General features: G+C 70.8%; 25 protein-coding genes. 15 read left to right on the forward strand and 10 right to left on the reverse strand.

Translation table 11 applies throughout. From position 1 onward, the window contains the following. Positions 1 to 33: 33 nt before the first annotated feature. Positions 34 to 678: a hypothetical protein gene (locus MQC88_RS05460; protein WP_243319738.1), complete on the forward strand. Its 645-nt coding sequence runs from the start codon at positions 34 to 36 to the stop codon at positions 676 to 678. A gap of 48 nt (positions 679 to 726) precedes the next feature. Here the strand turns inward: MQC88_RS05460 and MQC88_RS05465 are convergent, their stop codons facing one another. After that, positions 727 to 2,919, reverse strand: coding sequence for a diguanylate cyclase (locus MQC88_RS05465; RefSeq protein WP_243319740.1), 2,193 nt, complete (start codon positions 2,917 to 2,919; stop codon positions 727 to 729). Between the two features lie 6 nt (positions 2,920 to 2,925). Then, positions 2,926 to 3,069, reverse strand: a complete 144-nt coding sequence (locus MQC88_RS05470; RefSeq protein WP_243319742.1) for a hypothetical protein — start codon at positions 3,067 to 3,069, stop codon at positions 2,926 to 2,928. 215 nt (positions 3,070 to 3,284) lie between these two features. On the opposite strand from MQC88_RS05470, the gene MQC88_RS05475 reads away from it, so the two are divergent. The 5 genes from MQC88_RS05475 to MQC88_RS05495 all read left to right on the forward strand — a co-directional run bounded on the left by MQC88_RS05475 (position 3,285) and on the right by MQC88_RS05495 (position 7,972). Next, positions 3,285 to 4,997: a glutamine--tRNA ligase/YqeY domain fusion protein gene (locus MQC88_RS05475; protein WP_243320301.1), complete on the forward strand. Its 1,713-nt coding sequence runs from the start codon at positions 3,285 to 3,287 to the stop codon at positions 4,995 to 4,997. Positions 4,998 to 4,999: 2 nt separating this feature from the next. After that, complete coding sequence (locus MQC88_RS05480) at positions 5,000 to 5,497, forward strand: hypothetical protein (protein ID WP_243319743.1); 498 nt, start codon at positions 5,000 to 5,002, stop codon at positions 5,495 to 5,497. Beyond that, the gene (locus MQC88_RS05485; protein ID WP_243319745.1) at positions 5,497 to 6,054 is read left to right on the forward strand and encodes a nucleoside deaminase; all 558 of its coding nucleotides are present in this window, start codon (positions 5,497 to 5,499) and stop codon (positions 6,052 to 6,054) included. The genes MQC88_RS05480 and MQC88_RS05485 overlap by 1 nt, the downstream gene beginning before the upstream one ends. 19 nt (positions 6,055 to 6,073) lie before the next feature. Beyond that, on the forward strand, positions 6,074 to 7,150 hold the full coding sequence (gene rlmM, locus MQC88_RS05490; protein ID WP_243320303.1) for a 23S rRNA (cytidine(2498)-2'-O)-methyltransferase RlmM: 1,077 nt from the start codon (positions 6,074 to 6,076) through the stop codon (positions 7,148 to 7,150). 99 nt (positions 7,151 to 7,249) lie between these two features. Continuing rightward, on the forward strand, positions 7,250 to 7,972 hold the full coding sequence (locus MQC88_RS05495; protein ID WP_243319747.1) for an EF-hand domain-containing protein: 723 nt from the start codon (positions 7,250 to 7,252) through the stop codon (positions 7,970 to 7,972). A 68-nt stretch (positions 7,973 to 8,040) separates the two neighbouring features. On the opposite strand, the gene MQC88_RS05500 is transcribed toward MQC88_RS05495, so the two are convergent. Beyond that, positions 8,041 to 9,234 carry a UbiH/UbiF family hydroxylase gene (locus MQC88_RS05500; protein WP_243319749.1) on the reverse strand — a complete coding sequence of 398 codons (1,194 nt, stop codon included), beginning with the start codon at positions 9,232 to 9,234 and terminating at the stop codon, positions 8,041 to 8,043. After that, positions 9,231 to 10,451: a 2-octaprenyl-6-methoxyphenyl hydroxylase gene (ubiH, locus tag MQC88_RS05505; protein WP_243319751.1), complete on the reverse strand. Its 1,221-nt coding sequence runs from the start codon at positions 10,449 to 10,451 to the stop codon at positions 9,231 to 9,233. The genes MQC88_RS05500 and ubiH overlap by 4 nt, the downstream gene beginning before the upstream one ends. Before the next feature lie 90 nt (positions 10,452 to 10,541). Between ubiH and MQC88_RS05510 the strand changes: the two genes are divergently transcribed. From MQC88_RS05510 to MQC88_RS05550, 9 genes are all read left to right on the forward strand, one after another. Beyond that, positions 10,542 to 11,117 (forward strand): DUF6580 family putative transport protein, encoded by a 576-nt coding sequence (locus MQC88_RS05510; RefSeq protein ID WP_243319753.1) that lies wholly within the window; start codon positions 10,542 to 10,544, stop codon positions 11,115 to 11,117. Positions 11,118 to 11,128: 11 nt separating this feature from the next. Further along, a complete protein-coding gene (locus tag MQC88_RS05515; protein WP_243319755.1) occupies positions 11,129 to 11,701 on the forward strand; it encodes a cob(I)yrinic acid a,c-diamide adenosyltransferase in 573 nt (190 codons plus the stop codon). A 58-nt stretch (positions 11,702 to 11,759) separates the two neighbouring features. After that, on the forward strand, positions 11,760 to 12,692 hold the full coding sequence (locus MQC88_RS05520) for a histone deacetylase family protein (protein WP_243319757.1): 933 nt from the start codon (positions 11,760 to 11,762) through the stop codon (positions 12,690 to 12,692). A 231-nt stretch (positions 12,693 to 12,923) separates the two neighbouring features. Next, complete coding sequence (gene lptD, locus MQC88_RS05525) at positions 12,924 to 15,293, forward strand: LPS assembly protein LptD (protein WP_425491551.1); 2,370 nt, start codon at positions 12,924 to 12,926, stop codon at positions 15,291 to 15,293. Then, positions 15,290 to 16,654 (forward strand): peptidylprolyl isomerase, encoded by a 1,365-nt coding sequence (locus MQC88_RS05530; protein ID WP_243319761.1) that lies wholly within the window; start codon positions 15,290 to 15,292, stop codon positions 16,652 to 16,654. The genes lptD and MQC88_RS05530 overlap by 4 nt, the downstream gene beginning before the upstream one ends. A gap of 1 nt (position 16,655) precedes the next feature. Then, positions 16,656 to 17,630 carry a 4-hydroxythreonine-4-phosphate dehydrogenase PdxA gene (gene pdxA, locus MQC88_RS05535; protein ID WP_243319764.1) on the forward strand — a complete coding sequence of 325 codons (975 nt, stop codon included), beginning with the start codon at positions 16,656 to 16,658 and terminating at the stop codon, positions 17,628 to 17,630. Further along, positions 17,627 to 18,460, forward strand: a complete 834-nt coding sequence (rsmA, locus tag MQC88_RS05540; RefSeq protein WP_243319765.1) for a 16S rRNA (adenine(1518)-N(6)/adenine(1519)-N(6))-dimethyltransferase RsmA — start codon at positions 17,627 to 17,629, stop codon at positions 18,458 to 18,460. Before pdxA ends, rsmA begins: the two co-directional genes overlap by 4 nt. Positions 18,461 to 18,495: 35 nt before the next feature. Next, positions 18,496 to 18,894 (forward strand): Co2+/Mg2+ efflux protein ApaG, encoded by a 399-nt coding sequence (gene apaG, locus MQC88_RS05545; protein WP_243319768.1) that lies wholly within the window; start codon positions 18,496 to 18,498, stop codon positions 18,892 to 18,894. Positions 18,895 to 18,934: 40 nt separating this feature from the next. Continuing rightward, complete coding sequence (locus tag MQC88_RS05550) at positions 18,935 to 19,807, forward strand: symmetrical bis(5'-nucleosyl)-tetraphosphatase (RefSeq protein WP_243319770.1); 873 nt, start codon at positions 18,935 to 18,937, stop codon at positions 19,805 to 19,807. An 11-nt stretch (positions 19,808 to 19,818) separates the two neighbouring features. Here MQC88_RS05550 and MQC88_RS05555 read toward each other — a convergent pair whose 3' ends face one another. From MQC88_RS05555 to MQC88_RS05580, 6 genes are all read right to left on the reverse strand, one after another. Next, the gene (locus MQC88_RS05555) at positions 19,819 to 20,316 is read right to left on the reverse strand and encodes a dihydrofolate reductase (protein ID WP_243319772.1); all 498 of its coding nucleotides are present in this window, start codon (positions 20,314 to 20,316) and stop codon (positions 19,819 to 19,821) included. 100 nt (positions 20,317 to 20,416) lie between these two features. After that, the gene (locus MQC88_RS05560) at positions 20,417 to 21,211 is read right to left on the reverse strand and encodes a thymidylate synthase (RefSeq protein ID WP_243319774.1); all 795 of its coding nucleotides are present in this window, start codon (positions 21,209 to 21,211) and stop codon (positions 20,417 to 20,419) included. Between the two features lie 19 nt (positions 21,212 to 21,230). Continuing rightward, the gene (lgt, locus tag MQC88_RS05565) at positions 21,231 to 22,142 is read right to left on the reverse strand and encodes a prolipoprotein diacylglyceryl transferase (RefSeq protein ID WP_425491553.1); all 912 of its coding nucleotides are present in this window, start codon (positions 22,140 to 22,142) and stop codon (positions 21,231 to 21,233) included. 130 nt (positions 22,143 to 22,272) lie between these two features. Then, positions 22,273 to 22,767, reverse strand: coding sequence for a TPM domain-containing protein (locus MQC88_RS05570; RefSeq protein ID WP_243319776.1), 495 nt, complete (start codon positions 22,765 to 22,767; stop codon positions 22,273 to 22,275). A 10-nt stretch (positions 22,768 to 22,777) separates the two neighbouring features. Then, on the reverse strand, positions 22,778 to 23,659 hold the full coding sequence (locus MQC88_RS05575; RefSeq protein ID WP_243320307.1) for a TPM domain-containing protein: 882 nt from the start codon (positions 23,657 to 23,659) through the stop codon (positions 22,778 to 22,780). A 43-nt stretch (positions 23,660 to 23,702) separates the two neighbouring features. Next, positions 23,703 to 24,341, reverse strand: coding sequence for a LemA family protein (locus MQC88_RS05580; protein WP_243319777.1), 639 nt, complete (start codon positions 24,339 to 24,341; stop codon positions 23,703 to 23,705). Between the last annotated feature and the right edge of the window lie 7 nt (positions 24,342 to 24,348).

Genomic DNA, 24,348 nt, shown 5'->3' on the forward strand with positions numbered 1-24,348 from the left:
CATACTGCGCGCTGCCGCCGCACGATCCCGCACATGAGCCTGCGTTCCTGGTTGGTCCTCGCCCTGGCCGTGGCCGCGATCGGCTGGTGGTTCTCGCCGCTGTCGCCGCACGCGCCCGCGGTCGCGGCGCTGGCGCCCGGCGTCGATCCGCGCTGCCCGCCACCGCCGCGCGTCGCCAGCGGCAAGCCGCCCCTGCAGAGCGCGGTGCCTGCGACGCTGCAGCCGTTCCGGTTGGCGGCCGCGCAACTGCAGCCTCTGGCGGGCTTCAGCGTCGAGGCGCGGGTGCTGTCGCGCAAGGACTACCGACGCGGTCGCGAGGCGCAATTGTCGCCAACCGACCTGGCGCTGGGCTGGGGCGCGATGGCGGCCCGGGGCATGGCCGAGCGCTTGGACGTCAGCCAGTCCGGGCGCTGGTACCGCTACCGGTGGAGCGGCGAAGCGCCGTTGCCGCCACGCGAGATCGCGCGCTCCAGCGCCAACATGCACCTGATCCCCGCCGACGCCGCCACCGCGGCCGCATTGCGCGACGTGCGCGCCGGCGAGCGCGTGCGCATCGACGGCTGGCTGGTCGAGGCCGATGCACCGGACGGCTGGCGTTGGCGCAGTTCGCTCAGCCGCGACGACACCGGCGCGGGCGCCTGCGAACTGGTCTACGTGTGCGCGATCAGCCGCGAATAGCGGATGCGCGACGACGGCATGGCTCGCAGTGCGCGGCCGGCGATCCGCTCAAGTGAACACCGCGGGCGCCACGTGCACGCAGTTCCGGCCGCCGCGCTTGGCCGCGTACAACGCCTTGTCGGCGCGTTCGATCGCCGCCGCCGGGGTGCTCTCGCGCTCCAGCCGGGTAGCGACGCCGATGCTGACCGTGATCCGCTCATTGCGGCCTTCGTATTCGACCACGCTGCGCTCGACCGCTGCGCGCAGCCGCTCGCCCATCTCCCGTGCATCGGCGCCGGCCCGGCCGGGCAGCAGCGCGACGAATTCCTCGCCGCCATAACGGCCCAGCAGGTCGCCTTCCTCGAGCGCGCCGCGCAGCGCCGCGGCGACCTCGCGCAGGCAATGGTCGCCGCCGGCATGCCCGAGCCGGTCGTTGATCGACTTGAAATGGTCGATGTCGATGAACAGCAGCGACAACGATTGCTGCCGGCGGCTGGCGTCGAGGAAGGTGCGCGACAGCCACTGGTCGATGCTGCGGCGGTTGAAGGTGCCGGTCAGGGCGTCGAGCTCGGCCGAACGCCGCAACTGGTAGGCGGCCAGCGCTTCGTCGGCATGCAGCGCGGCCAGCCGCGCGAATTCACCGGCCAGCGCAATCTCCTCGGTGCTGAAACCGTCGCTGCCTTCCCGCTGCAGCACCAGCAGGCCCCAACCCGGCGAGCGGATCGGCAACGGCACCAACGCCTCGGTGGCCTCGGTGGCGGCATGCGCCAGTGGCTGTTGCATCGGCACGCCATTGGAGGCCATGCGCTTGAGCGCCAGGGCTCGCGCGGCGATGTCGTCGGCGATCCGCTGCTTGCGCTCCACCGGTTCCACCACCAGCAGGTCGTGGCCGTGATAGCCGTAGGCGACAACCGCTGCCGTGGCCGAAGGCACCTGCGGCACCAGGTGTTCGAGCAGCAGGCGCGCGGCTGTCCACTCGAGGTCCGCCGTGGGCTGGTTGCGCAGCCGCGCCTGCAACGCGAGGGTGAGCGCGTTTCGCGCCGCCTCGCGGCCCATGCGGCGCTCGCTGTCGACGCGCGCGAGCCGGTCGCGGTCGCGCTGGTCGCGGTACTCGCCGATGTGGCTGAACAGGCTCAGCGACATGGTCGCCAGCAGCACCACCACCGCGACCTGATAGCCGTAGCGCGTCCACAGCGTATCGGCGAGCCATCCGCGCACCATCGCCTCGTTGGCCAGCCCTGCGCCGATGGCCAGGAATGCCAGCACCAGGATCGGCCAGGCCATGGCGACCCGCCGGCGCACCGCATCGCCCAGGACCACGAGCGCACCGAACCCGGCGCCGATCCAGCCCAGCATCGCCAGTGCCTGCATCCACGGCCGCAGCGGCGGCAGGTCGAGCAGGCAGGTGGCCGCCAGCAGCACCAGCGCGACCGAATACCCTTCGAACCAGCGCGCCGCGGGGGCGCCGCCTTCGCGCAGGCTGGCGTAGCGCAGCAGCAACTGCATCACGCTCGCGGAAAACAGCGACAGCAGCGCCCAGATTGCCTGGCCGCGCCAGGCCGCCAGCAGCGAGAAGCCAGGCAACTGGAACAGATGGCCGTTGAACGCCGCCAGCAGCAGCAGGCCGACCGCCGCGCACACGAACGCAGCCACGAACGAACGCTCGCGCGTCACCGCGTACAGCACCAGCACGATCAGCGCCAGCATGAACAGTCCTGCATAGGCACCGGCGTTGAGCGCGACCGCCATGCGGGCACCGGCAAGCGCATCGGATTCGCGCAGCAGCCGTGGCCACAGCGCGCTGCGCACCGCGCCACGCGCGTGCAGCTCCAGGGTTACGGGCCCCTGCCAGTCGGCGGGCAACGGGAACGTGAATCCCGCCGGCAAGGCCGGCTGCTCCGCATCCGGATGGAAGAAGTCGTAGTGGATGCTGCGCCACGGCGCGCCGGCACCGTCGCTACCCTGCAACCAGATCGCATCCAGCGGATCGCGGCCAAGCCAGATGATCCAGCGCGCGCGTTCCGGGTCCGGTGGCGGCAGGATGAAATCCAGTCGCGCGACGACCTCGTGCTCGGCCCCACCCGGCAGCAGCAGGACTTCGCCGCGATGCGCGCCGGCCTTGCCGGCGAGGGGCTGGATGCGGATCGACGCATGTTGCACTTCGCCGCGGATGGCACCGACCACGCCCGCGGCGAACAGGGCAAGCAACAGCAGCAGCCCCGCCGCGAAAAAACCGTCCCGTGGGCTGTGCTGTGGCTGCATCCGTGGTCAGGCCGGCACGGCGCCAGCGAGCGCAATGGGCCCGGCGCGGCCGGCATCGCCGCGGACCAACACGGGGATGCCGGCGTCTTCCAGCGCGTGCCGCACCAGGCAGGCGTCGATCAGGTTCCACGCTTCATAGACCACCCGCATCGGCCAGCCCCCCCGGGCACCAAACAAGCAACTTCCATGCCACCAACGCAGAGCAGCGGCGCGCGCGGCCACCCGGGCGCGGGTGCTCGGCTACACTGCCGACTGCCCTTCCCCGGTCCGTCGTCGTGCCCCATTCCCCCGCAAGCGTGGCTCCCGAATACCCGACCCCCGCCGTTCCCAACCCTTCCGCAGCGCACGCCACCGCGGACGCCGCGGTGCCGGTCCGGCAGGATTTCATCCGCCAGATCGTTCGCGACGACCTCGCCAGCGGCAAGCACCGGGCGATCCGCACCCGCTTCCCGCCCGAACCCAACGGCTACCTGCACATCGGCCACGCCAAGGCGATCTGCCTGGACTTCGGCATCGCCGCCGAATTCGGTGGCAGTTGCAACCTGCGCTTCGACGACACCAATCCGGCCCGCGAAGACCCCGAATACGTGGCCGCGATCCAGGAGGACGTGCGCTGGCTCGGCTTCGACTGGGCCGGCCTGCGCCACGCCTCGGATTATTTCGAGGTCTTCTACCGCGCCGCGGAGAAGCTCATCCGCCAGGGCGACGCCTTCGTCTGCGACCTCTCCGCCGAGGAAGTGCGCGCGTACCGGGGCAGCCTGACCGAACCGGGGCGGGATTCGCCGTTCCGCGGCCGCAGCGCCGACGAGAACCTCGACCTGTTCCGGCGCATGCGCGCCGGCGAGTTCGCCGACGGCAGCCGCACGCTGCGCGCGAAGATCGACATGGCCGCCGGCAACATCAACCTGCGCGACCCGGCGTTGTACCGGATCAAGCAGGTCGAGCACCAGAACACCGGCCACGACTGGCCGATCTACCCGATGTACGACTACGCACATTCCTTGTCGGATGCGATCGAAGGCATCACCCACTCGCTTTGCACGCTGGAATTCGAGGATCACCGGCCGCTGTACGACTGGTGCGTGGACAAGGTCGACCTGGCGCATTCGCCGGAGCTGCTGCAGCCGCTGACCGACAAGGGCCTGCCACTCGAAGCGGCCAAGCCGCGCCAGATCGAATTCTCGCGCCTGAACTTCAACTTCCTGGTGATGAGCAAGCGCAAGCTGCTGGCGCTGGTGGAAGGCGGCCTGGTCGATGGCTGGGACGACCCGCGGATGCCGACCCTGCAGGGCATCCGCCGCCGCGGCTACACGCCGTCGGCACTGCGCCTGATGGTCGACCGCGTCGGCATCAGCAAGCAGAACTCGCTGCTCGACATCTCGATCCTGGAAGGCGCGTTGCGCGACGACCTCGATGCCGCCGCACCGCGGCGGATGGCGGTGGTCGATCCCCTCAAGCTGGTGCTCACCAACCTGGGCGAGGGCCACGAAGAGCTGCTCCAGTTCGCCAACCATCCAAAGGACGAAAGCCTTGGCGAGCGCAGCATCCCGTTCGCGCGCGAGTTGTGGATCGAGCGCGAGGATTTCGCCGAGGTACCGCCCAAGGGCTTCAAGCGCCTGACCGTGGGCGGCGACGTCCGCCTGCGCGGCGCCGGCATCGTCCGTTGCGACGAAGTGGTCAAGGATGCCGGCGGCAATGTCGTCGAACTGCACTGCACGCTGGACCCGGAATCCCGCCCGGGCATGGAAGGCGCCAACCGCAAGGTCAAGGGTACGATCCACTGGGTCAGCGCCAGGCATGCGGTGCCCGCCGAGATCCGCTTGTACGACCGCCTGTTCACCGTCGCCGACCCGGACGACGACGCCGGCGGCAAGACCTACACCGACTACCTCAATCCCGATTCGCGCCGCACCGTGCGCGGCTTCGTCGAGCCGGCTGCCGCGCAGGCCGCGCCGGAGCAGTCGTTCCAGTTCGAGCGGATCGGCTATTTCGTCGCCGATCGCCGCGACCATCGCAGCGACGCGCCCGTCTTCAACCGCAGCGTCACGTTGCGCGACACCTGGGCGCAGAAGGGCTGAGCATGGCCATGCGCAACTTCGCATTGTCGTCCTGGGCGTGCATGTCGCTGGTTGCGGCCGGCTGCACCGCGCCGGACTCGCAAGCGCCCTCCGCGCGCCCAGCGCAACAGGCTGCAACGGCGACGGAGGAGCAAGGCGCGGCAGCGGCGCAAGCGCCCCAGGTCGCGACGACTGCGGATGCACCGGCAGGACCGCCCGCACCGGCCCCTGTCCAGGCGGCACCCACCCGCGACCTCGACAAGCTGCGCAAGCTCAAGGTGCGGACCGGCGGCCCGTTGCCGCCGCGGGTGCTGTCCTCGCCGCAGGACCGTGGCCAGGGCTGTCGCACGGATGCCGATTGCAGCAACGTCGGCGCGGGCGCAGGCAGCGCCGGCACGTCGCCCGCCTGCGGCGCCGACGACGATCGCCCCTGCCGTTGCGTCGACGGCACCTGCATCGCGCTGTCACCTGCGCTCGATCCGCCGGTCGATCCGGCGCCGCAGCCGCCGGAACAACGCTGATGCTGCTTGCGCAACTGCACCTGACACTGCCGGTGTGGGTACACGACCTGGATGTTGGCCGCGCATTCGCCAGCGACAACGACAAGGTCGCGTTGGCGATCGAGCTGTCGCGGCACAACATCGCCGCGCGCAGCGGCGGGCCGTTCGGCGCGGTGGTGTTCGACGCCGCTGACCGCGTGGTCGCGGTCGGCGTCAACCGGGTGCTGCCGCAGAACTGTTCGCTGGCGCATGCCGAGACCATGGCCTGCATGCTGGCCCAGCAGCGCATGCAGCGCTCCCGGCTCAACGAGGACGGCCGCCGCGTCACCCTGGCGACTTCGTCGCAACCGTGCTGCCAGTGCTACGGCGCGACCTTCTGGGCCGGCATCGACCGGCTGTTGATCGGCGCCCGCAGCGAGGACGTGATGTCGCTGACCGAATTCGACGAAGGCCCGTTGCCCACCGACTGGATCGGCGAACTGCAGCGCCGCGGCATCGAAGTGGTGCGCGACCTGCAGCGCGACGCCGCCTGCGAGGTGCTGCGCGCCTACGGCGAGCAGGATGGGCAGTACTACTGACCGCACGCCCAGGGCCGCCATGCCGGCCGCCGACGCGGCCGACGGCCTGCTGTGCTATTGCCGCGCCGGCTTCGAACCCGAACTCGCGGCGGAACTGACCGAGCGCGCGGCGCTGGCCGGGTTGCCTGGCCATGCCCGGGCCGAGCGCGGCGACGGCCTTGCGCTGTTCCTCGGCGATGGCGCCGCGCTGGCGCGCGCGCTGCCGTGGCGGGAACTGATCTTCGCGCGCCAGAAGCTGCAGCTGATTGCGCACCTGCGCGGCATGGATCCCTCTGACCGGATCACGCCGATCGTGCAGGTGCTGCGCGGCTTGCCCGACGGTAGCGCCGCCTTCGGCGAGCTGCTGGTCGAGCACCCGGACTCCGATGCCGGCAAGCCGCTCGCCGGGCTGGCGCGCAGCTTCGGCAACGCCCTGCGACCGGCGCTGCGCAAGGCCGGACTGCTGGCCGCGCAGGACGACCCGCGACATCCGCGGCTGCACCTGTGCTTCACCGCGGGCGACACCGCCTTCCTGGCGCGCAGCGATCCGCGCGACAGCGCCCCTTGGCCGCTCGGCATCCCGCGCCTGAAATTGCATGCCGATGCTCCCTCGCGCTCGGCGCTGAAGCTGGAGGAAGCGCTGCTGGTGCTGCTCGACGAACGCGAGCGCGGCGCCCTGCTGCGACCGGGCATGCGCGCCGCCGACCTCGGCGCGGCACCCGGCGGCTGGACCTGGGTGCTGGCGCGCCATGGCCTGCAGGTGACCGCGATCGACAACGGCCCGCTGCGCCCGCACGTGTTCGACAGCGGCCGGGTCGAGCACCTGCGCGCCGACGGCTTCGGATGGCAGCCCGCGCGCGCGCTGGACTGGATGGTCTGCGACATGGTCGAACAGCCACGCCGGGTCGCCGCCCGCATGGCGCAATGGTTTGCGCAGGGGTGGTGCCGGCAGGCGGTGTTCAACCTCAAGCTGCCGATGAAGAAGCGCTGGGCCGAAACCAGGCTGTGCCTGGACCTGTTCGCGACCCAGGCGCAGCGCCCGCTGGCGATCCGCGCGCGGCAGCTGTTCCACGACCGCGAGGAAATCACCGTGTATGCCGGGGTCGATGGCCCCTGATCCCCACTGTCGGGCGTTCAGCGGCCGTTGCGGCGCTTGACGCCGGGTTGACCCGGGCGGGTCCAGCATCGGCGGGTACCCCTACCGTGAGGCAATCCCATGACCGGCAAGATCCACGTGTTGTCCCTCGCCCTGATCGCCGCCCTCGGCTGGAGCGCGTCCGCGTACGCCCAGGTCCAGGAGCAGCAGAAGGCGCAACTGGAAGCCCAGGATGCCACCCAGGCCGCGGCGCAGGCCAACGCGAATGCCCAGGTCGCGGTCGATGCGGCCGCCAATGCCGACGCCGTCAGCGACAGTGCGCCGACCAGCAGCACCGCGGCCGTGACCGCGGACGTCGCCGTCCAGAACGCGGCCGAAGCCGCGACCGCCGCCAGCGTCGCCTCCGGCGCCGCCGCGACCGCCAACATGGCGGCCGACGACGCCGCCACCGGCAACATGCAGACCAAGGCCGCCGCAGTGACCGCAGAACAGGCGGCCGACATCGCCCAGGCCGCAAGCGCCCAGGCGACCGATGCCGCGGTCGACGCCCAGGTGGCCAGCCAGGTCGCTGCAACGGCGGCGGCGACCGCCCCGCCGACGCAGGACGCGATGCCCGCCACCCCGCCCGCCGCCACCGGCGAAGTCACCGTGACCTCGAGCCCGGGCAATTCGATCTCGAGCAACTATCACGTCGACTTCGATGCCATGGACGCGAACGACGACGGCAACATCACCCGCGCCGAAGCCGCCGGCAATGCCGACCTGATGCGCGAGTTCCATGTGGTCGATGCCAACCACAACGGCCGACTCACCCGCGAGGAGATGAAGGGCTGGCTGGATTGATCCCCCCCGTTGCCGGCAGCGCATGTCCGGCCACGACGCCCCGCCTCGCGCGGGGCGTCTTTTTTGCGTCATAGGCCCGCGGCGCGGCGCCAGAGGCGTTGCGTGACCGGCGGCAGGCGGCCGGCGAGCCCCAGCAGCGGGCCGCGCAGCAGCGTCGCCGCCACGTCGTCGCTGGCGTAGAGGCGGCTGATGCCGTCGAAGGCGTGCGCGGCGAGTGCGTTCTCGCTCTTGCGTTCGCGTGCCCAGCGCGCCAGGCGCGAGGGCGCATGCCAGTCGCGGCGCGTGCTGCGCGCGTCGGCGATGCTGTCGCGCAACGCGGCGATGTCGCGCAGGCCGAGGTTGACGCCCTGCCCTGCCAGCGGATGCACCACGTGCGCGGCGTCGCCGAGCACCAGCACCGCGCCGGCGAGGTAGTCGCGCACCAGTTGCCGGCGCAGCGGGAAGGCGGCGCGCGGCGTCAATGCACGCACCGCGCCAAGTCGCGCATCGAAGGCGCGCGCAAGGGCGTGGCCGAAGGCCGCATCGTCCAGCGCCAGCACCCGCTGCGCGTCTGCGTCGGGCAAGGTCCACACGATCGAACTGCTGCCGTCGGCGCAGGGCAGGAATGCCAGCGGTCCACCCGGCAGGAAACGTTGCCAGGCGGTGTCCTCGTGCGCGCGTTCGGTGGCGACGTAACCGACGATTCCGCGTTGCGCATAGTCGCGACGGTCCACTTCCAGGCCGGCAAGCCGGCGCAGCGTCGACTCCGCGCCATCGGCGGCGATGGCGACACGTGCCTGCAGGCGCGTGCCATCGTCGAGCTGCAGGCGCACGCCCTCGGCAGCGGGACGATCGTCGCCCTGCTCAAGCGCCTGCACCCGCGCCGGGCAGTGCACGCGCACGCCCGCGCCCGGCAACGCGGCCCACAGGCGATCGAGCAGCAGACCGTGCTCGACGATCCAGCCGAGTTCGGTGCGCCCGAACGCGTCGGCATCGAACGCCAGCTCGCCGCCGCCGGCCGCATCCCACACCCGCATCCGCCGGTAGGGATGCGCACGCGCCGCCCGCACCGCTTCCCAGGCGCCCAGTTCACGCAGCAACGCCGCGTTGTCGGCGGCAAAGGCATACACGCGCAGGTCGGCCTGCCCGGGTTGCCACGGCGCTGGCCGCGTGCCTTCGACCAGCGCGACCTCCAGCCCGGCTCGGGCCAGCGCCAGCGCGCACGCGGCGCCGACCACGCCACCGCCGGCCACGGCCACGTCGATGGTGCCGCGACGGTTCATGCCTGGGTCCCGCGGCACAGTTGCGGCACGTCCCCGCGATACCCCATCGCGCCGCCGACCAGCAGCGCCTGCAAGGCAGGCAGCCGGTCCAGCGCCAGCAATCCGGCGCTGCGCAACGGGCGCAGCAGCGGCGCCGGGTCGGCGGTCAGCCGCGCCAGTCCGTCGGAGAACGCCAGCGTGCGCTCGCGATCGGACTGCCGGCGCCGCGCGTATTCCGCCAGCAGGGCATCGGCACCGGGATCGCCGCCGGCTTCGATCAGTTCCGCCAGCGTCAGCGCGTCGCGCAAACCGAGGTTGAAGCCCTGCGCCCCGACCGGATGCAGGGTCTGCGCGGCATTGCCCACCAGGACCGCGCGCGCCGCGGTGGTGCGCATGGCACGCACGCGCAGCGCCGCATGGCGACCGCGTGGCCCGCTTTCGAGGAAGGCGCCGACGCGCCAGCCGAAGGCCTGCTGCAGTCGCGCCAGCCAGCGGGGGTCGTCGAGCGCGGCGACCGCGTCCGCATCGGCCTGCGCCACGCCATGGATGACGCCGTAGTGGCGATCGGCGCGTGGCAGCAGCGCGGTCGGGCCGTCGTCGCCGAAGCGCTCGTAGGCGGTGCCGTCCGGCGCGCGTTCGGCGCGGACCCGCGCCACGAACAGGGCCTGGCCGTAGTCGTGCTCCTCGGCATCGATGCCCAACGCCGCACGCACCGCGCTGCGGGTGCCATCGGCGGCTACCAGCAGCCGCGCCGACAGCACGCGCTCGCCGCTGTCGTCGCCGATGCGCAGCATGCGGCTGCCGGCATCGCCCTGGCCCAGCCCGAGGAAGCGCGCCGGCCGGTAGCGCGCCAGATGGGTGAGTCCCGACAACCGCGCTTCGAGCGCCTGGCCGAAGTCTCGCGCGACCACCACCTGGCCAAAGGCCGTGCGCCCGTAGTCGGCCGCCTCCAGCCGCACCCGCCCGAAGTCGCCACGGCGGCTGACATGGATGCGCCGGATCGGCGCGCCCGGGGCCTGCAGTTGCTGCAACACGCCCAAGGCCGCCAGCGCGTTGACGGTGGCTTCGGCGAAGCTGAGGTTGCGCTCGTCGAACACCGAAGGCAGGGCGCCGGCGGGCGTCGCCTCGACCAGGGCGACATCGACCCCGATCCGCTCCAGCGCGATCGCCAGGCTGGCGCCGACCAGGCCGCCGCCGACGATCACCACGTCATGTCGTGTCTGCGCGCTCGTGTCCATGCCCGGCCGATCCATGCCTGCCCATGCGGGTCCGCGGGTGGGGGTGCGCTATGCTAACGGTTCCGGCTCCACTACCTGCGCGTGCACACGATGAATCGTCCCGCTTCCGCCACCGCTTTCGCTCCCGGCCCGCTGGTCCTGGGCGGCCTGATCGTCGTCGCCGCGCTGACCCGGTTGCTGCCGCACCCGCCGAATTTCTCGCCGGTGGAGGCGATCGCGCTGTTCGGTGGCGCCTATTTCGCGTCGCGGCGCTGGGCGCTGGCGGTGCCGCTGCTGGCGATGCTGGTGTCCGACCTGGCGCTGGGCGCGCTGGTCGGCAACGACTACGCCACTTACCTGGGCGGTTTCAGCTTCTGGTCCGTGTATGCCTGCATCGCGCTGTCGACGCTGCTCGGCTTCGGCCTGCGCGGCAAGGTCGGCGGTGCGCGCGTGCTCGGGTATTCGCTGGCCGGCTCGGTGCTGTTCTTCGTGGTGACCAACTTCGCGGCCTGGCTGGGCTGGCCCGCCTACCCGCAGAGTCCTGCCGGCCTCGGCGCAGCCTACGTCGCCGGGATCCCGTTCTTCCAGTGGACGGTGCTGGGCACGCTGTTCTACGCCGCGCTGCTGTTCGGCGGCTTCGGGTTGCTGCGCCAGCGCCTGCCGGCGTTGCGCGCGCAGACGGTGTAAGCACGCCCGCCATGGGCAACCGCCTCTCGAAGATCTACACGAGGACCGGCGACGGCGGCACCACCGGCCTGGGCGATGGCACCCGCGTCGCCAAGGATTCAGCGCGGGTCACCGCGTACGGCACGATCGACGAAGCCAATTGCGCGATCGGGCTGGTGCTGGCAAGCGCCGCCGGCGAGGTTCCGGAAACCATCCGCGAGCTGCTGACCACGGTGCAGCACCAGTTGTTCGACCTCGGCGGCGAGCTGTGCATCCCCGGCCATGCCGCGATCTTCGACGCCGACATCGAGGCGCTCGAGCACGCGCTCGATGCGCACAACGCGTCGCTGCCGCCGCTGAAGGAGTTCATCCTGCCCGGCGGTGGCGAGGCCGCGGCACGCTGCCACCTGGCCCGCACGATCGTCCGACGCGCCGAGCGCGAGGTCGTGACCCTGGCCCACCATGATGCGGTGCGGCCACAGGCGATCGGTTACCTCAACCGCCTGTCCGACCTGCTGTTCGTGCTGGCGCGCGTCCTGGCCCGCGCCAGCGGCGGCGGCGAGGTGTTGTGGAAGCACGAGCGCCGCAAGCCCGCCGCGGGCTAGGCGCTCCTGCCGACATGGCGATCCCCGTCCGGCGCGCGGTCGATGGCGGTGCCTGCCGATGACGCTTACGGTCCATACCCACCCTTCCTGCCTCGGCCACGATACCGGCCACATACATCCCGAGCGCCCGGAGCGGCTCTCCGCGGTGACCGTGGCACTGCGCGACGCTTTCGGGCCTGCGCTGCGCTGGGCCCAGGCGCCACGCGCCGATCGCGGCGCGCTGCTGCGCGTGCACGCGGCATCGCTGCTGGACACCGTGCTGGAAACGCGGGCCACGCCGCATGCCATGCTCGACGCCGATACGGTCCTGTCGCCCGGGTCCGGCGAAGCCGCCCTGCGCGCCGCCGGGGCCGCGGTGGCCGCGGTGGAAGCCGTGCTCGAGGGTGGCGAACGGCGCGCCTTCTGCGCCGTGCGCCCGCCGGGCCACCACGCCACCGGCGACACCGCGATGGGATTCTGCCTGTTCAACAACGTCGCGGTGGCGGCGGCACAGGCGCTCGAGCGACACGGCCTGGCGCGCGTGGCAATCGTGGACTTCGATGTCCACCACGGCAACGGCACCCAGGCGATCTTCGAGCACGAACCGCGCGTGCTGTACCTGAGCTCGCACCAGTCGCCGCTGTATCCGGGCAGCGGCATGGCCGGCGAACGCGGCGCCGGCAACATCGTCAACGCGCCCCTGCACCCCGGCGCCGGAGGCGACGAATTCCGCGCAGCCTGGCGCGACCGCCTGCTGCCGGTGCTGGATGCTTTCGCGCCGCAGCTGCTGCTGGTGTCGGCGGGCTTCGATGGCCACTGGCGCGACCCGCTGGCACAACTGCAACTGCGGGCCGGCGACTACGCGTGGCTGACCACGGAGCTGGCCACGATCGCCGAGCGCCACGCGCGGGGGCGCATCGTGTCGATGCTCGAGGGCGGCTACGACCTCGACGCGCTGCGCGAATGCAGCGTGGCCCACGTCGGAGCCCTGTTGGCGCAGCCCGGGGAGTGACGCCGCGCGGGCCCGCGCGGCAGGCGGTCGCGCACCCTTACAGCCAGGCGGCCGGAGCATCCGGTTGCGAAGGATGGGGTTCGTCGGGCGCCAGGCCTGCCGTGTCATTCAGATTCCCCCGGTTTCCGGATCCGATGGCGGCCGGCACCCCGCCGCCAGGCCCTTGCCTGCATTGCCGCTACACAAGGGATGCGGCAAGCTAGCGGCCGTTTCCGCCCCACGGATGTCCGCGTGCGCAAAGCCCTCCGCTTGCTGCCATTGCCGTTCTGCATCGCCATGTCGCTGGCGGCACAGGCCGCGGAGGACCGCCCCGAGGATTGGCGGCTGTGCCCGATCCAGGATGCGGTGCCGGCCTTCGCCGACGCCCAGCAACCCGTGGGCAGCGCCGAGACCCGCACCGAACAGCCCACCGACATCGAGGGTGACCAGCTCGCCGGCACCGAGGCCCGCCCCGAGTTCGAAGGCAACGTCGCGTTGCGCCGCGGCGACCAGTTCCTGGGCACCAACAAGCTGACCTTCGACAGCGACACCGGCCACTATCTCGCCGACGGCAGCGTGCGCTACCAGGATTCGGGCATGCGCCTGGTGGCCGACAGCGCCGAGGGCAACCAGAACACCGACACCCACAACATCCAGGACGTCCGCTACCAGCTGGTCTCGCGACGTGGCAACGGCGGTGCCGAACACATCGAGATGCATGGGTCGCAAGGCGCGCTGTACGGGGCCACCTACTCGACCTGCCCGCCCGACGACCGCAATTGGGAACTGCGCGCGCAGCGCATCGACATCGATACCGATGCCGGCACGGGCGTGGCGCGCAACGCGATCCTCCGGGTAGGCAAGGTGCCGGTGCTGTACGTGCCCTGGTTCCCGTTCCCGATCGACAACCGCCGCCGCAGCGGACTGCTGTACCCCCGCATCAGCCTGTCCGGCCGCAATGGGTTCGATTACCGCCAACCGATCTACTTCAACCTGGCGCCGAACTACGACGCCACCCTGACGCCGCGGCTGATGACCCAGCGCGGTTTCCAGCTGGGCGCCCAGTTCCGCTACCTCACCGAAACCGGCCGCGGCACCCTGGATTTCGACTACCTTCCGTCCGACAAGCTCACCGAACGCGAGCGCGACGAGGAAACCGCCGAGTTCCTCGCCAATGGTTATTCGCTCGACAACCGCCGCAGCGAGAACCGCGGGCATTTCCGCTTCACCGGCCAGCAGGACCTGTTCGGCAGCTGGGAGGCGCGCGCGAACCTCAACTGGATCAGCGATCCGCGCTACCTCGAGGATTTCAGCAACAACATCGACGGCTTGTCGCCGTACTCCGTGCGCAGCGACATCGGCGTCTATGGCCACGGCCTGTACTGGGATGCCGGCGTGATGGCGAGCCACCAGCAGCTGGCCGACTACACCCTGCGCGAACGCGCGCTGCCGCACGACCGCCTGCCGCGCGCCTACGTCCGTTGGGAACAGCCCTTCGGGCGCTGGCTGACGGCCGGGCTCGACGCCGAAGCGGTGCGCTTCTACCACCCCGACAAGGCCAGCGGCAGCCGCATGGACTTCAAGCCCTTCATCAGCATGCCGCTGGCGGGTGCGAGCTGGTTCATGACGCCGAAGCTGGCCTGGCGCTACACCGGCTACCGGCTCGACGATGAATTGACCGCGCGCCTGGGCGACGACGCGCCAGACCGCAGCCTGCCGATCGCATCGCTGGACGCGGGCCTGTTCTTCGATCGCGAGGCCAGCATCGGCGGCGAGAGCTACCTGCACACGCTGGAACCGCGCCTGTTCTACCTGCGCGTGCCCTATCGCGACCAGTCCGGCCTGCCGCTGTTCGACACCCGGCCGATGACCTTCAGCTGGGGCCAGCTGTTCCGCGACAACCGCTACACCGGCGCCGACCGACAGACCGATGCCAACCAGCTCACGCTGGCGGTGTCCACGCGCCTGCTGCGCCAGTCCGACGGTCGCGAGAAGCTGTCCGCCAGCCTCGGACAGATCCGCTACTTCGACGAGTCGCGCGTCACCGTACCCGGTGAAGTGGCGGTGGAACGCGGAAAATCGGCCTGGGTCGCCGACACCAGCTATGCCATCAACGACCGCTGGAGCATCGGCGCGTCCTACCAATGGGACCCGAAGTTCCGCCGCAAGGACCTGGCCAGCGTCCGTACCCGCTACCTGATCGGCGACGACGGCATCGTCAACCTGGGCTACCGCTATCGCCGCAACCTGCTGGAGCAGGTGGACTTCAACTTCCTCTACCCGCTGACCCCGGCCTGGAGCATGGTCGGCCGCTACTACTATTCGTTGCGCGACCGGCAACTGCTGGAAGGCATCGCCGGCCTGCAGTGGGACAGCTGCTGCATGGCGGTGCGCCTGGTCGGTCGCCGCTACCTGCGCAACCGCGAGGGCGAGCTCAACAATTCGATCCAGCTGGAGATCGAGCTCAAGGGCCTGGGCTCGGCCGGGCCGGACACGGAGGGCCGTTTGCGCCGTGCTATTCTCGGCTACTACCGCGAGGACCTCTACCTCGTACCGCCGTCGCAGGCCAGCGGCAACGACGACGACGACCAAGACGACACTTCCCCCGACCTGATGCCATGAACAGACTGTTCGCCTGCCTCCTTGCCGTCGCCGCGGTTTTCTCCACCGCGCAGGCGACCGCCCAGCAACTGCAGCCGGTCGACCGCATCGTGGCCGTGGTCGACGAGGACGTGATCCTGCGCAGCGAACTCGACCGCGCGCTGCAGAACGTGCTCTCGCAGTACGCCACCCGGCAGGACCAGTTGCCGCCGCGCGACGTGCTCGAGAAGCAGGTGCTGGAACGCCTGATCCTGGTGAGGCTGCAGGTGGCGCGCGCCGCGGCGTCCGGCATCACCGTCAGCGACCAGGAGGTCGATGGCGCCATCGCCAATGTCGCCCGCCAGAACAACGTCGCCCCCGACCAGCTCGGCGAACAGCTCGCCCGGGACGGCATGACCATCGCCGACCTGCGCAGCTCGATCCGCGACGAGATCGCCATCCAGCGCCTGCGCCAGAGCTTCGCCCAGAGCCGCATCAGCGTCAGCGAAGGCGAGGTGGACGCCGCGCTTGCCGGCATGGCCAGCGGCAACCAGTACCACCTCGCCCACATCCTGGTCGGCCTGCCCGAAGGCGCCACCCCGGACCAGATCGCCGCCGCGCAGAAGAAGATCGACGGCATCAAGGGCCAGATCGACCGCGGGGAGATCGATTTCGCAGCCGCGGCGGTGCGCTACTCCGACAGCCCCAATGCGCTGGAAGGCGGCGACCTGGGCTGGCGCAGCCTGGGCGAAATCCCGCCCACCTTCGCGCAGGCCATCACCACCATGCAGGCCGGCCAGGTGATCGGCCCGGTGCGCGGTCCCAGCGGCTTCCAGCTGCTGCAACTGGTCGGCACCCGCGACGCCAGCGCCGCGGGCGCCGGCACCGTGACCCAGCTGCAGGCGCGCCACATCCTGGTCCGCACCGGTGAAGGCGGCGTCGCCGACGACGCGGCCGCGCAGGCGAAACTCGAAACCTTGCGCGCGCGCATTGCCGGTGGCGCCGATTTCGCCGCCCTGGCCAAGGAAAATTCAGCCGACACCGCGACCGCCGGCAAGGGTGGCGAGCTCGGCTGGTTCGCGCAGGATGCCTACGGCGCCGATTTCGGCGCCCAGGTCGCCGCGTTGCAGGACGGTCAGGTGTCGGCCCCGTTCAAGACCGAAGCCGGCTGGCACATCGTGCAGCGCGAAGGCGCGCGCCAGGTCGCTGCCGCCGACGAGAACCGCCGCCAGCAGGTGCGCGAAGGCATCGGCCAGCGCAAGCTCGAGGAAGAGTGGGACCGCTACCTGCGCGAGTTGCGTGGCGAGTCCTACGTGGAGATCCGGCTGGCGGGCGACACCGCCGCCCCGGCGACCGAAACCGCGCCGCCCGCGACCGCCCCGGCACCCGCCGACGGCGGCTGAGATGACCCGCCCGCGGCTGGCGCTGGTCCCGGGCGAGCCGGCCGGCGTCGGCCCCGAGTTGTGCGTTCGCGCCGCACAGCGCCCATGGGACTGCGACCTGGTCGCGTACGGCGACCGCGACAGCCTGCAACGCGCCGCCGCCGCGCTTCGCCTGCCGCTGGCATTGGCCGCGGCCGAGGCGCTTGCGTCCCCCGGCGTCTTGCCGCTGGTCGAGGTGCCGCATCCTGTCGCCGCCGCGTTCGGCAAGCCGGAACCGGCCAACGCCGCCAGCGTGGTTGCTGCGCTGGAACGCGCCGCGGCGGCCTGCCTGCGCGGCGAACTCGACGGCCTGGTTACCGGCCCGGTCCACAAGGCCACGATCAACGAGGGCGGCATCGCCTATACCGGCACCACCGGACTGCTCGCCGCACAGGCCGGGTGCGACGTGGTGATGATGCTGGCCAACGACATCGTCCGCGTCGCGCTAGCCACCACCCACCTGCCCTTGCGCGCGGTCGCCGATGCCATCACGGTCGCCGGCCTGCAGCGCACGCAGCGCATCCTGCATGCCGCGCTGCGCAATGACTTCGGCATCGACGCGCCACGAATCGCGGTACTGGGGTTGAACCCGCACGCCGGCGAAGACGGCCACCTCGGACGCGAGGAACTCGATGTGGTCGGACCCGCCATCGCCGCGCTGCGCGCGGAGGGCATGCAACTGCTCGGCCCGTTGCCGGCCGACACCGCCTTCCTGCCCTCGAAACTCCGCGAGGTCGACGCGGTACTGGCGATGTACCACGACCAGGGCCTGCCAGTGCTCAAGTACAGCGGCTTCGAGCGCGCGGTGAACCTGACCCTGGGCCTGCCCTACCCGCGCGTGGCGGTCGACCATGGCACCGCGCTCGACCTCGCCGGCAGCGGCCGTGCCGATCCATCGAGCCTGTTCGCCGCGATCGATGCGTGCACGGGCCTGGCGCGCAACCGGCGCCCGGCATGAGTCCGCGCCACGCCCCGGGTCGCCACCGCACGGCGCAGGATGCCGAGGGATTCCGCCGCGACGCCAAGAAGCATCTTGGCCAGAACTTCCTGCAGGACCCCGGGGTGATCGCGAAGATCGTGCTGGCGATCGACCCGCAACCCGGTGACCGCATCGTCGAGATCGGCCCGGGCCAGGGCGCGCTGACCCTGCCGCTGCTCGACCGCCATGGCGCCCTGGCCGCGATCGAGTTCGACCGCGACCTGCTGGTCCCGCTCGCCGCGGCGGCGCGATCGCATGGGACGCTGACCCTGCTCAACGCCAACGTGCTCGACGTCGATTTCAGCGCGCTGGGCGGCGACGCGCAGATCCGGCTGGTGGGCAACCTGCCCTACAACCTGTCGTCGCCGATCCTGTTCCATGCCCTCGACCACGCGGCCGCGATCCGCGACATGCATTTCATGCTGCAGAAGGAAGTGGTCGAACGCATGGCCGCGGCCCCGGGCAGCAAGGTCTACGGGCGCCTAAGCGTGATGTTGCAGGCGTATTGCGCGGTCACGCCCTTGTTCAACGTGCCGCCGGGGGCGTTCCGCCCCGCGCCAAAGGTCGATTCGGCGGTGGTGCGGTTGGTGCCGCGGGTGGCGGCGGACATCGGCATCGACGATCCGGCGGGTTTCGCGCAGGTGGTGCGCGCGGCCTTTGGCCAGCGCCGCAAGACCCTCCGCAACGCCCTCTCCGGGGTCGCCGACGGCGCCATGCTGGAAGCCGCCGGACTGCGCGCGGATGCGCGCGCCGAACAGTTGTCGGTCGCCGATTTCATCCGCCTGGCCAACCTGCGCACGCCAGCCTAGCCCGCGCGTTCACGCATCGCGCTTACACTGTGGCCATGAACGACCGCACCCACGACAGCGGCGGCGATTACGCCCTCGACATCGACGTCGCCGCCCGCTACCTCGACGAGCAGTCCGAACCCGAGCAGGACCGCTATGTCTTCGCCTACACCATCCACATCCGCAACAAGGGCAAGGTGCCCGCGCGCCTGCTCGCACGCCACTGGGTGATCACCGACGCCAACGGCAAGGTCGAGGAAGTGGAGGGCGAAGGCGTGGTCGGCGAGCAGCCCTGGCTGCGCCCGGGCGACGATTTCACCTACACCTCCGGCGCGGTCCTGGAAACCCACCTGGGCACCATGCACGGCAGCTACGCGATGCTGGCCGACGACGGCACCCGATTCGAGGCGCCAATCCCGGCCTTCACCCTCGCCGTGCCGCGCACGCTGCACTGAGCCGTGCCGGCGACGAACCCCTGGCCATGAGCATGCGGGCATGAGTACCTGGGCTATCGGCGATTTGCAGGGCTGCTACGCGCCGACCCAGCGGCTGCTCGAGCGCATCCGTTTCGACCCGGCCGTCGATCGACTGTGGTTCTGCGGGGACCTGGTCAACCGCGGCGGCGAATCGCTCGAAACCCTGCGGTTGGTGCATTCGCTGCGCGCCAGCTGCGTGACCGTGCTCGGCAACCACGACCTGTCGCTGCTGGCGATCGGCGAACGCCGCAGCGACGAGCAGCGCAGGGTGAACCCCGACCTGCAGCGCGTGCTGTTCGCGCCCGACGCGCCGGAACTGCTGGCCTGGCTGCGCAAGCAGCCGCTGCTGCACGCCGACCGCGCCCTGGGCTGGATGATGGTGCATGCCGGCCTCGCCCCGAAGTGGACTACCTCGCTGGCCGAGAAGCACGCGCGCGAAGTCGAACGCACGCTGTGCGGTGATGGCTACCGCAAGCTGCTGAAGAACATGTATGGCGACCGCCCGGCGTGGTCGCCGCGGCTGGCCGGCATCGACCGCGAGCGCGCAATCATCAACGTGTTCACGCGGCTGCGCTATTGCACGCCGCGCGGGCGCATCGCCTTCGACGAGAAGGGACCGCCGGGCACGCAGCAGCCCGGCCTCTATCCGTGGTACGCGGTCCCCGGCCGGGCCGAGCGCGACTTGCGGGTCGTCTGCGGGCACTGGTCGACGCTGGGCCTGTTCATCGGCCATGGCGTGCACGCGATCGACACCGGTGCGGTCTGGGGTGGCAAGTTGACCGCGCTGCAACTGGACAGCGAGGAACTGCGCATCGTGCAGGTGCCGGGGCGCGACGTGCCGGCATCGCCGCCGCGGCCGCGGCCGACCACGCCGGCTGTCCGCAGCCACTGAAGCGGGATGCGTCAGGCCCGCTGGTAATCCACGAACTCGAACGCGAACGCGTTGCGTGCGTCGGCCGCATGGGCCTCGCGCGCGGTCTCGCGCCACTCGCCCGGTTCGAAACACGGGAAGAACGCATCCGCGCCCGTGACCACGGTGTCGACCCAGGTCAGGTGCATGCGCGACGCCAGCGGCAGGGCCAGTGCGAACACCTCGCCGCCGCCGATCACGCAGAGTTCCGCCGCCTGTTCCAGCCCGGCGACGACTCGTGCTTCCTCGATCGTTGCCACCGGCTGCATGCCCTCGAACGGCACGCGTCCGGTTCGCGTGAGCACGAGGTTCAAGCGCCCGGGCAGCGCGCGCCCCAGCGATTCGGCGGTCCTGCGGCCCATCAGCAAGGGCTTGCCCAGGGTCAGCGCCTTGAAGCGCCTGAGGTCGTCGGACAGGTGCCACGGCAACGCGTTGCCCTTGCCGATGGCGAAGTTCCGGTCGAGCGCGGCGATCAGCGAGACTTCGGTCATTGTTCTTCCGTCATTCCCGCGAAGGCGGGAATCCAGCGTTTTCCCGTCCTTCGGGGGCATGGCGCGCAGGTACGGCAGCCCGTGCGCAGGCATGCGGCGCCTAGACCGCCACCGGCGCCTTGATCGCCGGCAAGGGGTCGTAGCCTTCGATCGAGATGTCGTCGTAATTGAAGCCGAAGATGTCGCTCACGCCCGGATTCAGCCTCAGCGTCGGCAGCGCGCGCGGCGTGCGCGCCAGCTGTTCGCGCGCCTGTTCCACGTGGTTCGAGTACAGGTGCGCATCGCCCAGCGTGTGCACGAAGTCGCCGACCCCCAACCCGCAGGCCTGCGCCACCATGTGCGTGAGCAAGGCGTAGCTGGCGATGTTGAACGGCACGCCCAGGAAAATGTCACCGCTGCGCTGGTACAGCTGGCAACTCAGCTTGCCATTGGCGACATAGAACTGGAACAGCGCGTGGCACGGCATCAACGCCATCTTCGGCAGGTCGGCGACATTCCAGGCGCTGACGATCAGCCGGCGCGAATCCGGGTTGCGCCTGATCTCGTCGACCACCCAGCGGACCTGGTCGATCTCGCTGCCGTCGCTGCCGGCCCAGCGGCGCCACTGCTTGCCGTAGACGGGGCCGAGTTCGCCATCGGCGGCGGCCCACTCGTCCCAGATTGAGACCTTGTTGTCCTTGAGGTAGGCGATGTTGGTTTCGCCTTTCAGGAACCACAGCAGCTCGTGCACGATCGAGCGCAGGTGCAGCTTCTTGGTGGTGACCAGCGGAAAGCCTTCGCCAAGGTCGAATCGCAACTGCCAGCCGAACACCGAGCGCGTGCCGGTGCCGGTGCGGTCTTCCTTCTGCGTGCCGTGCTCGAGCACGTGCCGCAGCAGGTCGAGATATTGCTTCATCGTGCCCTGCTCCTCGCCATCAGGCCTTCGCCGCCGGGGCCGGTTGCGGCTGCAGGGTAGGCGAACGCCGCGACAGCCACAGCCAGAGCAGGCCGACCGCCACCAGCGGCAGGCTCAGCAGCTGGCCCATGGTCAGCCAGCCGAATGCAAGGTATCCCAGCTGCGCGTCGGGCACGCGCACGAACTCGACCGCGAAGCGGAACACCCCGTACAGCACCGCGAACACGCCCGCCACCGCATAGCGCGGCCGTGGCCGGCGCGAGTACCACCAGAGCACCACGAACATCGCCAGTCCTTCAAGCAGCGCCTGGTACAGCGGCGACGGATGGCGTGCGTAGCGGTCCAGCGCGCCGCTGGCCAGTTGCGCCTGCAACTGCGCCGGCGCGAGCCCGGCAAGCGCGGATTCGGCCTGCGGGAAGACCACGCCCCAGCCAGCTTCCGTGTACTTGCCCCACAGCTCGCCGTTGATGAAGTTGCCCAGGCGGCCCAGCCCGAGCCCCGGCGGCACCAGCGGCGCGACGAAGTCGATCACGTCGAAGAAATGCAGCTTGCGCTGCCGGGCCCACAACCACACCGCGATGCAGACACCGAGCAGGCCGCCGTGGAAGCTCATCCCGCCTTCCCAGATCTTGAACACCTGCAAGGGCTGCGCGATATAGGCCGGCAGGTCGTAGAACAGGATGTAGCCCAGGCGCCCGCCAAGGATCACGCCGAGCATGCCGTAGAACAACAGGTCGCCGAAGCCGGCCTCGTCCACGCCCGGCAGGCGTCCGGCGCGGATGCGGCGACGACCGAGCCACCAGGCGATGCCGAAGCCGAGCAGGTACATGATTCCGTACCAGTGCACGGCCGGATGCAGGCTCATGCCGAACAGCTGGAATTCCGGGAACTGGATGGCGATCGGGTCGATCTGGTGCAGGTAGGGCGTCACCGGCGGCTCCGGGATGGGAAGCCGCTATTGTGCCGCGCCAGACGCAAACCCGCTCCCCCGGCTTTCCAATGCGCCGCCGCGGGTTGCGGCACGGGCCTGCAGACTCTGAAAATCCGGCGGCTCGCCCGCCTCAGAGCACCTGCGGCAGATCCGGCAACTCGTTCTCGTCCGCCGCCCCCGGCCCGCGCGGAAAATGTTCGGCCAGCAGGTCCGACACCGCGGCCACGCCCTGCAGCACCGCCGCCTCGGATTCGCCGGTGCGCAACCGCTCCTCCATCAGCTGGCAGACGCCGCGCCATTGCTCGGCGCTGACCAGCGCATCGAGGCCGCGATCGGCGACGATCTCGATGCGGTGGTCCGCCAGCAGCAGGTACAGCAGGACACCGTTGTTGGCGGCCGTGTCCCACACCCGCAGGCGGGCGAAGGCGTCGCACGCGCGATCGCGGGCGGCGTGCCCTGCGAGCACCGCGCGCAGCGGCAGCGCCGCCTCCACCGCGAAGCAGATCTCGCCAACATGCCGCGCCTCGCCCTCGGCCACCGCCGCGGCGATGCGTTCCAGGGTTTCGGCCGGGAACAGGCGCCCGGCGGAGGGTGCGAACAGATGCTTGAGTACCCGCGCGGCCATCGCCCGCCTCCTACCAGCTGCCGGAGGCGCCACCGCCCCCGCTCATGCCGCCACCGCCCGACCAGCCGCCGCCGCCGAAACCGCCGCCGCCAAAGCCACCGCCCCCCCAGCCGCCCCCGCCGAATCCGCCCCAACCGCCGTGGCGCGCATAACGCCCGGGTTGCGCACTGGCCAGCCCAAGCAGCAAGCCGATCAGCGCCCCGGCGCCGCCGATCAGGGCCGCCTGCGCGATCAGCCAGGCGACACTCCCGGCCGCGCCAGCGCCGAGGATCGCCCGCAGGGACGTGGGCACGCGGCCGAAGATCCCGCGCGCGAGCTGCGCCACCACGAACGCGGCGAACAGGGCGAACAACCAGTCGCCACCGCCATCGCCGCCACGCGCGCGGTTGTCGGCCATCGGCGCGGGCAGCGGTTCGCCATCGACCAGCTTGACCAGTGCGGCGGTCGCGTCGGTGATGCCACCGGCGAAGTCGCCGGCGCGGAATTTCGGCACCAGGTATTCCTGGACCACGCGTTGCGCGGTCGCATCCGGGATCGCGCCTTCCAGCCCGTAGCCAGGCTGGATGCGCACGCGGCGGTCGTCCTTGGCCACCACCAGGAGCACGCCATCGTCCACGCCCTTGCGGCCGAGCTTCCACTGGTCGTAGGCGCGCTGGGTGTAGGCGGCGATGTCCTCGGGCTGCGTGCTCGGCACCAGCAGCACCTGCAGCTGGCTGCCCTTGCGCTGCTGCAGTGCAAGCGCCTGCGCTTCAAGCGCCTGTACCGTCGCCGCGTCCAGCGTGCCGGTGGCATCGATGACGGGAGAAACCAGCGCCGGGATCGGCGCCAGCTGCTGCGCCTGGGCCAGGGTGCAGGCCAGCAGCCATCCGGCCAGCACGATCAGGCGGCGCAGCATCCGCTTTCCTCCGTCACCACCGCGGTCAGGGCGATCGCGATCAGCCGCCCGCTGGTGCGGGCTGTGCCGGCGCCTGCGGCTGCACGGCCGGCGGCGACGGAGCCGGGGGCTGCCCGAAGTCCACCGTCGGTGGCTGCTGGATCTGCTGCTCGTTCTCGACCGAGAAATTAGGTTTCGGCTTGTAGCCGAACACCATCGCCGTGAGGTTGGTCGGGAACTGGCGGATGTAGGTGTTGTAGTCCTGCACCGCCTGGATGTAGCGCTGGCGCTCGACCGTGATCCGGTTCTCGGTGCCTTCCAGCTGCGCCTGCAACTGCAGGAAGTTCTGGTCGGCCTTGAGCTGCGGGTAGTTCTCGCTGACCACCAGCAGGCGCCCGATCGCGCTCTGCAGTTCGCCCTGCGCCTGCTGGAACTGCGCCAGCGAGGCCGGGTCCTCGGCGTTGACGTTGATGCTGCCGACCTTCGAACGCGCCTGCGTCACCTCGGTGAACACCCGTTCCTCGTGGCTGGCATAGCCCTTCACCGTCGCCACCAGGTTGGGCACCAGGTCGGCGCGGCGCTTGTACACGTTGAGCACCTGCGACCAGGCGGCGTTGACTGCCTCGTCCTTCTGCTGGATCTGGTTGTAGCCGCAGCCGCTGAGCATCGCGGCGATCAGGATCAGCAAGGCAATGCGCATGGGCCGG

Source organism: Cognatiluteimonas sedimenti, assembly GCF_022808325.1.
GTDB lineage: Bacteria > Pseudomonadota > Gammaproteobacteria > Xanthomonadales > Xanthomonadaceae > Cognatiluteimonas > Cognatiluteimonas sedimenti.